Annotated in this window: 8 protein-coding genes; 5 read left to right on the forward strand and 3 right to left on the reverse strand. The window is 47.9% G+C overall.

Annotation, left to right across the window (positions count from 1 at the left end; genetic code table 11):
• Positions 1 to 5 precede the first annotated feature (5 nt).
• The gene (locus R3B84_05695; GenBank protein MEZ6140046.1) at positions 6 to 1,316 is read left to right on the forward strand and encodes a DUF1552 domain-containing protein; all 1,311 of its coding nucleotides are present in this window, start codon (positions 6 to 8) and stop codon (positions 1,314 to 1,316) included.
• A gap of 101 nt (positions 1,317 to 1,417) precedes the next feature.
• Here the strand turns inward: R3B84_05695 and R3B84_05700 are convergent, their stop codons facing one another.
• Positions 1,418 to 4,837 (reverse strand): HEAT repeat domain-containing protein, encoded by a 3,420-nt coding sequence (locus tag R3B84_05700; GenBank protein MEZ6140047.1) that lies wholly within the window; start codon positions 4,835 to 4,837, stop codon positions 1,418 to 1,420.
• 256 nt (positions 4,838 to 5,093) lie between these two features.
• Here R3B84_05700 and secA point away from each other — a divergent pair, with 256 nt between their 5' ends.
• From secA to R3B84_05720, 4 genes are all read left to right on the forward strand, one after another.
• Entirely contained in the window at positions 5,094 to 8,801 is a 3,708-nt protein-coding gene (gene secA / locus R3B84_05705) for a preprotein translocase subunit SecA (GenBank protein MEZ6140048.1), read from the forward strand.
• A 68-nt stretch (positions 8,802 to 8,869) separates the two neighbouring features.
• The gene (locus tag R3B84_05710) at positions 8,870 to 10,162 is read left to right on the forward strand and encodes a 3-deoxy-D-manno-octulosonic acid transferase (protein MEZ6140049.1); all 1,293 of its coding nucleotides are present in this window, start codon (positions 8,870 to 8,872) and stop codon (positions 10,160 to 10,162) included.
• Entirely contained in the window at positions 10,159 to 11,010 is an 852-nt protein-coding gene (locus R3B84_05715) for an aminotransferase class IV (protein MEZ6140050.1), read from the forward strand. The genes R3B84_05710 and R3B84_05715 overlap by 4 nt, the downstream gene beginning before the upstream one ends.
• Before the next feature lie 96 nt (positions 11,011 to 11,106).
• The gene (locus R3B84_05720; protein MEZ6140051.1) at positions 11,107 to 13,896 is read left to right on the forward strand and encodes a sodium/proton-translocating pyrophosphatase; all 2,790 of its coding nucleotides are present in this window, start codon (positions 11,107 to 11,109) and stop codon (positions 13,894 to 13,896) included.
• Between the two features lie 24 nt (positions 13,897 to 13,920).
• Here the strand turns inward: R3B84_05720 and R3B84_05725 are convergent, their stop codons facing one another.
• Positions 13,921 to 14,550 carry a CehA/McbA family metallohydrolase gene (locus R3B84_05725; protein ID MEZ6140052.1) on the reverse strand — a complete coding sequence of 210 codons (630 nt, stop codon included), beginning with the start codon at positions 14,548 to 14,550 and terminating at the stop codon, positions 13,921 to 13,923.
• Between the two features lie 4 nt (positions 14,551 to 14,554).
• Positions 14,555 to 15,784, reverse strand: coding sequence for a glycosyltransferase family 4 protein (locus R3B84_05730; protein MEZ6140053.1), 1,230 nt, complete (start codon positions 15,782 to 15,784; stop codon positions 14,555 to 14,557).

A 15,784-nucleotide genomic window follows, 5' to 3' on the forward strand; every position in this document is an offset into this window, starting at 1 on the left:
GCAATATGATTCATTCTCGTCGTGCGTTTTTGCAGCAACTTGGCCTGAGTTCAGCATCCCTCCCTTTTATTCTAAACCTACCAAGCTTGGGATTTGCCAATCAGTCTGCCAGGAAGCAACGATTGGTCGTGGTATTCAGTCCGAACGGTATCGTTCCCAACCAGTACTGGCCAGATGCAGAAGGTCCCATTGGTGACTTCAAAGAAATTCTGAAGCCATTGACACCCTTCAAGAACCAGACGCTGGTGCTGCAAGGTATCAGTGACAAAATACGTGGGGATGGCGACGGCCACATGCGTGGTATTGGCTGCCTTTTGACCGGCATCGAATTGTTCCCTGGAAATATCCAGGGCGGGTCTGATACGCCTGCTGGCTGGTCAACTGGCATTTCGATCGATCAGGAATTGAAAAATTACCTGCAGGCAAATCCCGCAACCCGTACACGTTTTGGCTCATTAGAACTGGGTGTGCTTGTGCCGGATCGTGCTGATACCTGGACGCGGATGTCTTACGCAGGTCCCAATAAACCCAACACGCCGATTGACGACCCTTACCAACTGTTCAATCGCCTTTATGGCAATATGAAGTCGAAAGAAGCGTTGGGCAGTGTGCTCGATGAGATTCAGGCGGATCTGAAAAAATTGTCTGGCAAATTAAGTGCAGAAGACAAAAAGTTGCTAGATGAACATGCCACTTTTGTTCGGGATATGGAACAGGAGTTGGCGTTGGGTAGCCAGAAAGCACTCACTCACCCTGTGCCACAATTGGACGCTGGTGTACGGGATGACAACGATAACCTGCCCAAACTCAGCAAAATGCAGATTGATCTGCTGGTAAACTCGTTTGCGAATGACTTCAGCCGAATTGCCACCTACCAGATCACCAATTCGGTGGGTGGGGCACGCATGACCTGGCTGGGTGTGAAAGAAGGCCACCATGCACTTTCGCACGAACCTGACAGCAATACCGATGCCCAGACCAAGTTGGTGAAAATTAATCGCTGGTATTGCGAACAAGTGGCATATCTTGCGAAGAGATTGTCTGAAACACCTGAACCAGGCAGCTCTGGCAGCATGCTTGATCATACCACGATCATCTGGACAAATGAGCTGGGTAAAGGGAACTCCCACACGATGAACAACATCCCGTTCATCCTTGTCGGAGGCGGTTTGGGCTTTAAGATGGGGCGGACAATTAAGTATCGCAATATCGCCCACAATCGGTTGTTGATGTCCCTGGCACATGCGTATGGGCACCATGTCAAGCAGTTTGGCAACCCCGATCACTGCAAAGAAGGTCCACTTCTGCTGTCGTAATTCTGCATTTCACTGAGAATCAACACGCGTCAGCGGCACATGTTTGAAAGTTGAATCCCATCTAAGATTTTAAGAGCAGAACGTTATTTAGTGCTCTGCCTTTATTTCGGTGGTGGGGTCTTTAACGTTTGCAAATACGCTACCAGATCACGTAGTTCGCGTTTCGTCAGTTTTTGAATGATGTCTTCCGGCATTGCAGATTTCGTTGGACGAGAGCTTTCGACGTTCTCTTTATCAATGACAATCATTTTCCCTTCAGGCGTGATCAGATTGATTTCCCCTGATTTTTGTGAAGGTCGAAGAATTCCGGAAACACTTTTTCCGTCCAGTGTGGTGATTAAAACAGAATCGTAGCCCTTTGCAATTTGCTTGTTAGGTACTGCGATTGCTTCGAGTAGATATTCCGCATTTTTCTCAACTGCAATTCCATCCAGCACTGGTCCTACTTCACCGCCAATACCACCCACGATGTGACAACGCTGGCACTGCACCGCAGAATTGTTGATGAACAACGCTTTGCCTCGTTCTGCATCCCCACCTGCAAGTGTCTCACGCCAGGCAGACAAATGATCATTTGGATTTCGCTTTTTCTCATATTGAGCCAGTAACTGCTTAACTTCGTTCGATTTACTGCTGCTTGCTGCTTCCAGAATATCGAGATGGAGTTCTGCAGGTTGTTGATTATCTAACAACAGTTTCATTAATGCAGTTTTCGCAGCATCTGCTTCCGGACGATTCCATTTCGTAAGAGTTTTCAGGGCTGCCTGCTTTTCAACGACCGAGTTGGAATGGAAACCATCTTCAATCATTGACTTGGTTCGCTTCTGGTCGAGATCAGCAATGATCGTTCTTGAGGTGGCACGCACAAGAGGCTGGTCAGCTTTCAGTGTTTGATCCAAGGTGACGGCCAACTGTGGGTCTTTCAAGCTGCTCAATGCATTCAACGCTTCCGATCGTTCGACATCCGGCGCCTTTTTGTCCAAAGCAATAGCTGTCAGAAACGGAACAACTTCTTTAATTCCCAACTTGGATGCGGTAGTGGCAGCCTGCTTCCGAATTTCTTCATTTGCACCGAAAAGTTTACCTAACTGCGATTTGATTGCATTCACCGCTGAATCTGCGGGACGACTCGGCAGAGCCTGGGTACTGCCATCGACAAAGTCCCGCCGAGGTGGTTTTGCCCAGTTAGCTAATAACTCCAATGCTGCTTTTCGAAGATATGGTGGCTGGGGGCTGTTAGCTGCAAAATCGACCAGTGCGTTGGCATTCGCGGGTTGACCCAGAATGTAATTTGCATTCAATGCACGATAAATAACCACGGGTGGCAGCGTGGGATTGCTCAGAATTTTCGCAAGTCCTTCCAGATTCGATAGTTTTGGCTCTTCATCGATGATCGCACGTGCTGCCTCAGCCACTACTTTGGAATCCACATCTGTTAAAAATCCTTGAATTGCGGCGGAATTTTGTGCAATTTTCTCATCATCCACACTGGTTCCATTCAATTGCAGAACAGAATTTTTTTTTCGCAATGCAGCCACCACTGCTAGACGAATCGCGGGGTCTGGTTCTGATTTTGCTTTCGCCAGCTCGGTGGTGTCCACCTGACTTGCCAGTGCAATGATCCCACCATGGCGGATGTAGGTGTCCTGATTGTTATTTTTGGCAATCAGATCAAACAGAGCTCGTTTCAAGGCGGCTGAATTTCTGCTATCGGGTGACAGATTCCCTAAGCCGAGGGCTGCATTCAATTGCACTCGGGGGTGGCTGTCTGAAAGAAAATTCATTAATATTTGATGAGATGCAGTGGGGAGTTCACCATATGCCTTGATCGCAGCTGCACGCACCTGGTTGTCTGGTTGTTTTAAGGATTTTTCGAGCAATTCCTGAGCCGCGTTCACATTTTTAGCGATCATCGCAACTGCCCAGAGTGCGTGTACTGCACCCAAAGCCGTGGGTTTTTCATCCAGATACTTTTCAAGATGTGGCAAGGAGCGAAACCCACGTAGAGCAAGTTCGAAGTGGGCCTCCTGGCGCACATCTCGGTGGGGGTGGGATAGCAACTTTATCAGTTTGGCAAATTCCATTTGTTCCAGACCATCTTTCAGGTAGTTCTGGGCTTCCTGAACTGCAGGATTCGACTGTGCCTTTTCATCGGAAACTTTGTAAATTCGGCCTTTCCCAGATGTATTCCAGCCTTCACTCCAGTCTGCCACATACAAGTTGCTGTCCGGGCCAAATTCACAATCGGTGGTCAGTGTGTTCCACAAAAATTGTTCTGAGCGGGCAAGCTCAAAAGTTGCCCCCTGCGGCTTCAGTTGAAATGCCCAAACGCCACTATTGCCGGACCCGCCACGAAATTCTGACAGGAAAAAGTGATTTTCATACTTTGAATCCAAACCAATGCCAGGGTAATAGGTCAGACCGGATGGACCGCTGGTAAAGTTTTTCCGTGGTGGCAGCAAATAGGCTGGGTGGTCAGCTTGATTGGGAACCCAAAGTTTCTCATAATTCCATGGCCCACGATTCCCCTGTTTGACGGTACTGTCGTGCATGCCACTACCGTATTGGTAGCCAATTCTCCAGCCAGAATCCCCACCTTGAACCAAGTCAATCAGTCGTGCCTGGTCACCAGAATCGGAATTGTTGTCGACTGTGATCAGGTTGCCGTAATTATCGAACGCTAATTCCTGAGGATTTCTTAATCCAGTGGCATAAATTTCCAGATCACTGCCATCCAGATTGCACCGCAGCACGGCACCGGAATCGGGATTAAACAGCCGTTTACCTTCTTTTGAAGTGACATTCAGTCCCCGATCACCCACGGTAAAGTACAGTTTTTTATCTGGACCAATTCGCAATCCGTGTAAATCGTGCCCAATGAACGCGGTATGAACGCCATATCCACTGGAAAGTGATTTGCGTGCTGTCCGATAACCTGTGTTTTTCGGATCTTCTAACAGCCAAAGATCGGGAATACATGTGAAGTAAACATTGCCTTTTCGAGCGAGCACGCCAGCCCCCAACCCATCAGCAGCTTTGCCGTATTCATCATCAAATACTGTAGAGCGATCTGCAGTACCATCACCATTCGTGTCCTGCAGCAAGCGGACCCTTTCTTTTTCGCTCTCATAAATCTTTAAGAAATTTTTCCCAGCATCTTTCTGATAAATTTTCACTCGATCTTCCACCGTTCTGGCAGCCAGTTCATCATCCAGCCAGTTCATATGGCTGCGATTATCGGTGGTGCCACGGGAGTGCCGAAAAGTCTCTGCAACGTAGCACCGACCGTGTTCATCAAAAGCAATTGCAACTGGGTGGGTGACCATTGGTTCTGCCGCCCAGACGGAAACGCTCAAACTTTCGTATGATTTTTTAAATCTTGCGATATTTTTCTGGGCTTCGTCAGATGCCTTGGCTAATTTGGGCTGATAGCCCGATTTTGGTGGCTCGGGATTGGCAAAAACGATGCACGCCATCCCCACCAGAAATGCTAACGGGAGAAGTTTCACTGTTCGTTTCAAAGAAGACTCCTGAACAAGTTTCGGCCAGTTATCTTACCAGATTTGTTAGTTCTGCGATAGTTTCTGAATGCAGTTGAACTGGTGGCTTTCTGAAAACTTGAAAGAGGCACTTTTTAATCGTTCAGCGAGAAAACAGGCTTTTGCTGTCCAGGTGAATAGTATCGTCGTATTGACGGGGAGAATTATCACAATTAAATTGGTAGTGCGGCGATATATTGGAACCAGATGACCTTCCTCAGGAAAGAGAGTGCGACCCATGGCAGAAGATTCCGGAATGGAGATGAACTTCCTGGAAAAAATTGGTGCAAAATTTACTGCATTCGGAGATGGGTTTGCAAGACTACTGACTCGAGTTTTTCGAACAAGTAATGAGCGATATGTGCGGAATCTGGGCTTTCTGGAAAGTAAAGATCCCAATCAGCCCCACTCGATTACCCCGAATTCCAAGTTAGCAATCATTAACGCATTGGAACCGCAGATGGCCGCACTTTCCGATGAGGAACTGAAAGGCTTAACAGTTAAGTTTCGAGAAAGATTAAAAAACGGTGAGAGCATTGAGGCGATTTTGCCTGAAGCGTTTGCCGCAACTCGGGAATCCGCCAAGCGCACCAAGAATATGCGCCACTACGATGTGCAGATTATTGGTGGGATTGTCCTTCATGAGGGGAATATTGCCGAAATGGTGACTGGTGAAGGGAAAACCCTGGTCGCCACGCTGCCTGCCTACCTGAACTGCCTCACAGAACAGGGTGTGCACGTCATCACTGTGAACGATTACCTGGCACGTCGTGACTGCGAGTGGATGTTACCGATTTTCCAGGCGCTGGGAGTTAGCGCAGGTTTTATCCAATCAGACATGGGTCCGATGGATCGTCGAAAAGCCTACGAGTGCGACATTACTTACGGCACCAGCAGCGAATTCGGCTTCGATTATCTCCGCGACAATATGAAAATGGCGGCGTGGAATGATGAGCGATTTCATCCCTATCACCGTCAGGTGCAACGCAAACTGCACTATGCCATCATCGACGAAGTGGACAACATTCTGATTGATGAAGCCAGAACACCTTTGATTATTTCTGGTGGTGCCAATTCTGACTTGCGGTTGTATGAAAAAGCCGATTCGATTGCCCGAACGCTGACCGATCTGGAAAACAAGGCACGTGCTGAACTGGCTGCCGCTGGAACACCAATCGACGCCCCACTGAAACCGGGTGAAAAAAGGGAGTTGGGCGTTTATTTTGAAGTGAAAGAAAAGGAACGCACGGTAAACCTTACAGATAAAGGGGTGCGGGAAGCGGAACGACTGGCTGGTGTGGAGAGTTTTTACACCCCAGGGAATATGGAATGGCCTCACTTGCTGGATAATGCGCTGAAGGCACACCACCTGTATCGCGTGGATCGTGATTACATGGTGATGGTGCATGAAAATGAGAAAAAAATCATTATTATCGACCAATCCACTGGCCGGGCAATGTATGGTCGCCAATGGTCTGATGGTTTGCACCAGGCAGTAGAAGCCAAGCACAAGCGCGACGGCGTAAAAATTAAGGAAGAAACGCAAACACTGGCCACCGTAACCCTGCAGAACTTTTTCCGACTTTACGACAAATTGTGCGGGATGACCGGAACCGCCATGACCGAGGCAAATGAGTTCTGGAAAATTTATAAGCTGGATGTGATTGCGATTCCCACCAATCGTGTGATGCAGCGGATTAATCATCCTGATATGGTCTATCGCACCGATGAAGAGAAGTGGAATGCTATTCTGAGTGAAATCAAAGAAGTGCATGCTACTGGTCGACCCATTCTGGTGGGCACCACTGATGTGGCAAAATCGGAAAAACTAGCCGCCATGCTCCGTAAAGTGGGGATTAAATACGAACTGCTGAATGCCAAGCCGGAATATGTGGCACGCGAATCGGAAATTGTCGCCCAAGCTGGGCGAAAAGGTGCAGTAACAATTGCGACCAATATGGCTGGTCGTGGTACTGACATTATCCTTGGTGGGAATCCAGAATACATGGCCTGGGCCCAATTGCGGCACCAGTATCCAAGTCGGCTGGAAGTCCCAGAGGATGTCTGGAAGCAGACCGTTGACGCGATTGAAGCACGGGAAAAGACCAAGATTTCCGGTCGTGAAATCATTGAAATGGGTGGCCTGCACATTGTCGGCACCGAGCGTCATGAAAGCCGCCGGATTGATAACCAGCTACGTGGTAGAGCAGGTCGTCAGGGAGACCCTGGTTCTTCCCGATTTTATCTTTCACTTCGCGATGACTTAATGCGGATGTATGCCGGGGAGTGGGTGGCAAACGTTCTGACCCGTCTTGGAATGAAAGAGGGTGAGGCAATTGAAAGCCGTATGGTTACCAAGCGGATTCAGGCTGCCCAGAAGAAAATTGAAGAATATCACTTCGAATCTCGAAAAAATCTGCTGGAATACGATGAGGTAATGGATGCCCAGCGGAAGCGGATCTATGGCGAACGCCAGCAGATTCTTCATGGTGCCAACCCACGATTGAAGATCGATCGAATGATTCAGCAGCAGTTGGATGCGGCAATCGACAACTATCTGGATGAAAATTATGCAGGTGAATCATTCCGAGCATTTGCTTCATCTCGCTTAAATCTGGAGTTTCATGAAGGTGACTTCGCTGGATTGAGCTTTGAAGATGCGAAGCATGCTGCAATCGAACGTGCATCCAACAATTTGCAATTGTTTTTAACCGAAGCGATGGAAGAGAATCTGTCGCTTTCTGATGATCCCAGTGATTGGAAGTGGCAGGAATTCACTCGTCTGATCAATTCCCGATTTCAGCAGAACCTGCAGGAAAGGGACCTTAAGAAAATTGAGCGCGACGACTTGCAGGTGATGCTGCTGGAGAAAGGTAACCGGTATCTGGAAACGATCGATTTATCGGGTGGGGCTCAGTTCTACGACGAAACATGGGGCTCTTTCAGTCTGATGCAGTGGGCACAGAACAAGTTCCACATGGAAATTCCGTTAACTGCTTGCCAAGGCACTGATTCCGAAGTGAAACAGCAGTTATTGAAATTGATTGGTGAACATTCCATCGAACGGGATATTGTTTATCCTGTCAGCGTGGGAATGTCCAACTTCATGGCAGAATCTGGTAGTGGAGAACGTTACAATCGTGCAGGATTGCATCAATGGGCATTGCAACGTTTCCCGAAATCGCAAAGCAAGTTCGACGAAAACACTTTCAGCAGCGAATCGCGTGGTGCCTTGAAAAATCTTCTTCTGGAAGCAAGCAAAGCAGAGTATCCCACAGTGCCACAGTGGGACGTACTGGAGCAGATCGAAGAGATTGTCGAAAATGAAAAAAAACTCACAAGTGAGCATGTCAGCAAGGTTCAGCAATGGATGAAGGACAACTGGGATCTCCAGTTGCCTGAAGAACGATTCGACGACCTGAAAACGGTTCATGACCTGCAGAACGCAGTATACAACCTGTTCGATGAGCATTTCCGCCACGAAATACATCATATGGAGCGTCATTTACTGCTGGAGTTGATGGATTCAGCTTGGAAGCAACACCTGCAGACGATGGAACACTTAAAATCCGGAATCGGATTGTGGGGCTATGCACAGGTCGATCCGAAGATCAAATACAAACAGGAAGGGATGCGTGAGTTTGATGTGATGTGGGAAGGATTGAACGACCGTGTAACCGATATGATTTTCCGGATCGAAGAAACCACTGAAGAAGCCCCACCGGTTGCCCAGCAGAATATGATCACAAAGCACGAATCTGCAGGAAGTTACGCGGACGAGCTAATGCAGCGAGTGGATGACCAGCAGCAAACCAACAGTGCACAGACTTCCCGTCCCGAACCGATCCGCAATTCTAATCAGAAAGTGGGGCGCAACGATCCTTGTCCATGTGGTAGTGGCAAAAAGTACAAGAATTGCCACATGAAGCAATCACCCAAAAGCTAATTGCCGAACTGCAATATTGCTACATGGCGATATGGTGGAATTTGGTGGCACCCTAACCAAGATGGAGTATGGTTTACATTTTGGACCTGTTTTATGTGCTAATTCTGGCACTGCTGGCACCTTTTCTGCTGAGACGACGTGCGAAAACAGGCCGCTACCGCCGATTATTGCTTCCCAAATTATTGGGTACTACTGTAAAGTCTTCTTCACAAAAGCCTTACGCACTATTCCATGGTGTCAGCGTTGGAGAAGTGCATCTGCTTGAACCGATCATTCGCAGCTTTCTACAACACCACTCAGGGTGGGGGTTTTATCTCTCAACTTCTACGGATGCGGGTTACGATGAAGCGTGTCGGATATTTGGAATCGAAAATGTTTGTGCGGCACCATTTGATTTTACCTGGGCTGTGAAACGCACTCTATTTTCAATGAAACCGAAGCTGATCGTCCTTGCTGAAAGCGATTTATGGCCGAATTTTCTAACTATCGCCAATCAAGTCAAGATTCCGGTCGTTGTTGTAAATGGCCGAATTTCTCCACGATCTGCAAAACGCTACCAGCTGTTCAAGTCAATTCTGTATCGCCTGTTGTTGAGAAAAGTCACTCACTTCTGCATGCAAAGCGAACATTACACCCAGTTGATGGCTGGGCTTGGGGTTTGCTCCAATCGCCTGACTATCACAGGTTCGGTGAAATACGATCGATCTTCAGTCGTGATTTCGCCTGATACATTAGGCAGGATGCGGCAAGAACTGGGAATTCATACTAATCAAGTAGTATTTGTGGCAGGCAGCACGCATGCACCAGAGGAAGAGATCTGCCTGCAAGTATTCCAGAATTTGTTAGCAAAATTTAATCAATTGCGACTCATTCTGGTTCCTCGTTCTCCAGAACGGTTTGTCGAAGTGGAACACCTCATTCGTGGTGCTGGTTTTGAATGCCAGTTACGCACGCAACAATTTCAAAAATCGGAAGTATATAACAAGCCTGTTATATTGATTAACCGAATGGGAGAATTGGGCACTGTCTGGGCATTGGCTGATGTTGCTTTTGTAGGTGGTAGTTTGTGTACCACACGAGGCGGGCAGAGTATGATTGAACCGGCTGGATTGGGGATTCCGCTTGTTTTTGGTCCCCACACCTGGAACTTTCGGGATGCAGTCAATGGGTTATTGCACCACAATGGTGCAGTGGTCGTCCACGATCAAGCCGAATTGGCATTTCAACTTGAAAAAATGTTGACTGACCGCACCACTGCTGCAGCAATGGGTGCCAATGCAAAAAATTATGCACATTCCCAACTCGGTGCCACCCACCGAACAGTTGAAGTGCTAACACAAATCGTTGAGGAATCTCAGTGAATAAAGATGTCCTCTGGTGGTTCGACGGACATTGGGTGCCTGCAAACCAGGTTTCCTTGGCATTCGATCATCCTGGGTTAATGTGGGGAGCAATTGTCACTGATCGAACTCAGATTCGCGACGAAAAACCTTTTCGCTTAGCAGCACACATCGAAAGGCTGATGCAAAGTGCTGAATTGGCAAAGATTCCACTAGTGGCAGATCATGAATCCATCAAGAACTTGGTTGAGGTTGGAATTCAGCTTAATTTGGGAAAAGCAGGTAAATTGTGGCAGGTTATTCTGTTGATGTTACCGAAATCATCGGGTGCTGCGTTATCGATTCAGTTTCTGCCACAGATCGTAGGATCCGATCAATACAAATTATTCCCTTATGAATGCACGCCGATGGAATTGTCATCGGTCAAACATCGCTCTCGACTGCATTGGTGGGTTGCAAGTCAATCTGTTCCAGCAGGATTTGAACCACTATTTACTTCGCGTCTTGCAGATCCGTTTATCTATGAAACTGCTCGAGCAAATGTCCTTGCAATTATCGATGGAGTGCTGGTGAGCCCACCTGAACGGGAAACTTTGCCAGGAATTGCCCGAAAACTAATTTTCGAATTGGCTGAAAGTTTATCAATTCCAACAAAATTTCGCCCAGTTTTGCTCAGCGAATTGATCACAGCAGAAGTGGTACTGATCACAAATTCCACTTTTATAATGAAGAAAGTTTCACAAATTGGTGCTCAACCGACTTCCCCAGGAGGCCCCACCTGGGAGAAATTGGAGAATTTTTGGCTGGAAATCAGTGCGGAAAATGGTTTGTGGCAGGACTATTTTTCGGATTGCCCAAAATTTCATTAATTTTATATAATCCTCTACCTAGATATGGCCGCCGACGCATCTCCAATGGGATACGGGCGGCTTTGTTATTCCTCCCCAAATAGAACAGGTCAACCAATGCCGTTGAAGATACCTGGACTGCAAAGTCGCAAACTACGAATATTGCTGCATGTGGTTGTCGTAATCGGTGCCGCAATCCTGCTGGGTGCAGCACCCCAGAACGACCTCACCACCGCACATACAGGCTGGCAGCCGTTTGCAACATTTTTTGACACCACTCATTTTTCAATGGTGGAACAACTTGCGTTGCTGGGAGCACTACTAACTTCCTGTGCTGCAATCGTTTATGCAGCAATACTCAGTAAGAAGGTGTTTCGTGCCGATTCTGGCACTTCCGGAATGCAGGCTGTTGCTGATGCGGTACGGAAGGGCGCAAATGAGTATATGAAAAAGCAGTTTCGGATAGTTTCCGTACTCCTTGTCATCTTAGCTGTGTTGATCATTGTTGCAAAATGGCCATTTGGTGATAGCACCAACACTGAAGTGCAGGCGATTGCTGCTTCCAGAGGTATTGCTTTTCTTATTGGTGCAATTTTTTCAGCCACAGTTGGATTTTTTGGCATGAAACTTGCTACCGAAGGGAACCTTCGCGTAGCTTCCGCAGCCCGCCTGGGCATGGCACCAGCGATGCGACTTGGTTACCAGACTGGTACAGTGACAGGTATGCTTACCACTGGCCTGGGTCTGCTGGGTGGGTGCGTAATCGTATTATTCATGGGTGAAAAAGCCTATGAAACGCTGCTAGGATTTGCATTCGGCGGTTCCTTGCTTGCACTATTCATGCGTGTGGGTGGGGGTATCTATACCAAAGCTGCCGATGTCGGTGCCGACCTCGTTGGTAAAATTGAACAGGATATTCCCGAAGACGACCCACGCAACGCTGCCACCATTGCTGACAATGTTGGCGACAACGTGGGGGATTGTGCAGGGATGGCTGCGGACGTGTTTGAAAGTTACACGGTAACGATGGTAGCGGCCATGATTCTGGGTTACGCAGCCTTTGGTACCAAAGCAATGATTCTCCCACTGCTCTTTCAGGCGGTGGGGATTCTCAGCAGTATGATCAGCACTGCGCTGGTGGGGAAAAAAGACCCAGGGCCGGGTGCAGGTGGTGCCATGGCTGCGATCAACAATAGTTTTCGAATTGGTGCACTGCTGACCGTTGCAGGTATATTTCTGGTAGGCTTCTTATTTTTACGTTTCGAGAAACCGTACATCGTTGAACAGGCCATTGAACGTGGCCTGGTTAACTATCCTGAATTTCGCGTAGCATTAGGGCTGCAGGAAAATGAGAAGAATGCCAAATTAGCCCACGAGAAATGGCGAAAACTCAGCGAAGAAGAGCAGAATCGAATCGCAGAAATTCCAATGAAAATAACTACCAAAGAGGGGGTTATTGAGCGGAGTGTATTCGAGGAGGCTGACAGTATCGTTCCGGTAAAGCATGGTTTGGATATTCGTCCTGCCGTCGCCTGCCTGGTGGGTATTTTGCTGACACTCGCATTGATGTTTAAGACAGAATACTGGACCAGCACTGAATACAGTCCGGTACGTTCGATTACAAAAAATTCCCGCACAGGAGATGCCACGAACATCATTCAGGGGATCGCCATTGGCTACGAAAGTACCGTGTGGGCGGTACTGCTCATTGCGGTGGGGATTTTTACTGGTGTCTACGTGTATTCGGGCGCAGAAAGCCCTATTTTCACTGCTTACGGTATTGCGATGTGTGGCATTGGAATGCTGGCACTCACAGGCGACACGCTCAGCATGGATGTGTTTGGTCCAGTTGCAGACAACGCCAATGGCATTGGTGAGATGGGCTACAATCGTGATACCAGATTCCAGCAATTATCTCCTACTGATCCCGAATACATGTCACCAGCGGCAATCGCGTCTTCCCGCCAGATACTGACAGACCTCGATGCCACAGGTAATACTACAAAGGCGATTACGAAAGGAATTGCGATTGGTTCTGCAGTGGTGGCAGCAGTGTCGTTGTTTGCCAGTTTTATCGCGGTGCTGGTGAAAGGTTCTGAAGAAAAAATCAATGAAATCACCAAAGGCGACTTTGCCGAAAAGACTGGTTTGCTTTCGATTGCGGTACCTGAAGTATTTATTGGCATGTTGCTGGGAGGTGCAGTGCCTTTTCTGTTCAGCAGTATGACGATTCGGGCAGTTAGTCGGGCTGCCTACTTGATCGTCAATGAATGCCGAAATCAGTTCAAAAAGAAAGAAATCTGGGAAGGAACGGAACCTGCGGACTACGCCCGAGTGGTCGGAATTTGTACCACCACCGCACAAAGAGAACTGATCGGACCAGGATTATTGGCAATTTTTGCACCAATTCTTGTGGGCTTTTTGTTGGGCCCCTACGCGTTGGGAGGCTTCCTCGCTGGCATGATGGTTGTGGGACAATTGTTGGCCGTCTTTATGGCTACCGCAGGTGGTGCATGGGATAACGCAAAGAAAATGATCGAAGACCAGGAACCATCCGATCTTTCTGGAAAAGGTTCACAGCAACACAAGGCAAGTGTTACTGGTGACACCGTTGGCGATCCATTGAAAGACACTGCAGGTCCCGCGATCAACCCACTGATTAAAGTGATGAATATGGTAGCCCTACTGGTGCTGCCATTGGTGCTGGTACATAACCTGAAAAACGGGAGTGAGCCAAATTATCTCCTCACGGCAGCAATTGTACTGGTAGGTTTTCTGGCAATCAGTTGGTCGTGGTGGCAATCGAAACGAGATACGATTGAGATGCGGGAATTGGATGCAGAGTATGAAGTGCAGTTGAAGGCCGCAATCGAGAAAAGAAGATCCGAGAAGGACCAGAACACCTGATTCGTTAATTTTGAGTAGGTCAGTTTAGGAGGCAGATTTCAGGAAAAGTGGGCCATCGACTGCATAACACAGTTGCTGTTGAATTGCCAGAATCAGATCCTCGTTGTTCTTGACGGGTGTTTTCATCATAGTAAAGCACCTGCCAAGCACGAACAGTTCATGTGCATCGCTGTTCCCCAGTTGGGCAAAACGTGGCTGTTGCATTGCATAGGCTGCGGCTTTTGCACGCACTTCAGGAAACATGTTGTTCGACATCATTTCCATACCATCCAGTTCTGGTTGATATTTTTCGCAAATGATATCAAATCCCTGTTCCCAGCGAAAAGGATGTGCCGCCACACAAACCCCACCCTGGCGATGCACTTCCTGGCATAGATCAACCCAGTGAATGCCCTTCGGTAAGTAATCGAGGGATTGAATCCCATAACAAAGTACATCACCTTGCTTTCCGGTTACTTCCACCCCACCCAGGATCGTCAACCGTGGGGCATAACTACGTAATTCATCCAATTCATCTTCTGGCCAAAGACGGTCATGTTCGGTCAGTACAATTCCATCCAATCCAATTCTAACCGCGTGTTCTACCAATTCGTACGGATCAATGACGCTATCGGGTGAATAACGGCACGTGTGCATATGGAGATCAAATTTCATTCGTTTACTTGGAGCTTTTCTTCTGGTTGTCTGAAATCGTCTGTTCAAATAATTGTCGCAGTTTTTTTGTTTCTGTGGTAACACAGTGGTTCGATTTTACTGCTTGAAAACCTGCAAAGCCCATTGCATTCAAGCGATCGTTAGATAGTGTCAGTAGCTGGATAATTGCTTTGCAGGTAGCGTCAACATTCCCCGATGGTACAAGGAAACCATTGACTCCATGCTCAATCAACTCTGGAATACCTGCAACATAAGTCCCCAGCACGGGTCTACCAGTGGCAAATGCTTCCATCATCGCAACAGGAAGGTTTTCAGCAAAACTTGGCATTATTAATGCCCGTGATCGATGCAATTGTTGTTGGACTTCGGTATTGCTCTGCCACCCCAATAATGTGACACAATCTTGTAAGTTCAGGTCTTGAATCATCTTTTCGATCGGCTCTCGCAGGGGCCCATCGCCAATAAACACCATCTGAAACTGGTGCCCCATTTCTTTGACTTTCTTGAGGGCAGGTAGCAAGAGCAGGTGGCCTTTTTGTGGCACTAGACCAGCTACAGAAAGCAATTTGTTGGTATCGGGAACGGGATCTGGTGTCGATTCCAGATAAGCCAGGTCGACGCCACAATGGACCACATACACTTTGGACCAAAACGCGGGGTCAATCCAGCGAAATATCTGACAACGACCAAAATCGGAAACTGCTACAACAAAAGCTGCCTGTTCGTATTTTTCCTGCAAACTCAACGCTTCTGGCCGGTCCCATTCTTCTGGACCATGCACCGTGATACTGTATGTGGGGCCACCCAGTTTGCGGCAAAGCAACGCAATCGACGCCGGATTCGTTGCGAAGTGTACATGGAGATGCTCCACCTCGTTCTTTGCGAGCCATTTTCTCAGCACGCATGCTTCGCAAAAGTAAAACAGATTGCGAAAGTAGCCATTGCTAGCTTTTCTTGCAAGACGCGATGCAATACCAAAGGCATTAAACCATCGACTTGGAGAACGAAAAAAGGTGACCCAGGTGATCCACAAAATACTGAGCATGTTCACAGAAAGGAGTGCCCGTGTCTGAGAGTATTCTGCAATGTCTGCCGAATCTGGGGAATCTTTACCGGAGTCTCGCACTGAGTAGCGATAAACTGTTTCCCCCAGCGATTCAAGGGCCTGAATTTCTCTGCGGATGAAGGTATGCCGGATGTATGGGTACTGATTCGTCAGGTATGCGATCTTCAT

The sequence above is a fragment of the Zavarzinella sp. genome (genome assembly GCA_041399155.1).
Lineage (GTDB): Bacteria > Planctomycetota > Planctomycetia > Gemmatales > Gemmataceae > JAWKTI01.

What these genes read in the sequence shown, in the direction of transcription:
- R3B84_05695 (MEZ6140046.1), top strand. Translation starts at nt 6, where the DNA reads ATGATTCATTCTCGTCGTGCGTTTTTGCAGCAACTTGGCCTGAGTTCA.
- secA (MEZ6140048.1), top strand. Translation starts at nt 5,094, where the DNA reads ATGGCAGAAGATTCCGGAATGGAGATGAACTTCCTGGAAAAAATTGGT.
- R3B84_05710 (MEZ6140049.1), top strand. Translation starts at nt 8,870, where the DNA reads ATGGTTTACATTTTGGACCTGTTTTATGTGCTAATTCTGGCACTGCTG.
- R3B84_05720 (MEZ6140051.1), top strand. Translation starts at nt 11,107, where the DNA reads ATGCCGTTGAAGATACCTGGACTGCAAAGTCGCAAACTACGAATATTG.
- R3B84_05725 (MEZ6140052.1), bottom strand. Translation starts at nt 14,550, where the DNA reads ATGAAATTTGATCTCCATATGCACACGTGCCGTTATTCACCCGATAGC.
- R3B84_05730 (MEZ6140053.1), bottom strand. Translation starts at nt 15,784, where the DNA reads ATGAAGATCGCATACCTGACGAATCAGTACCCATACATCCGGCATACC.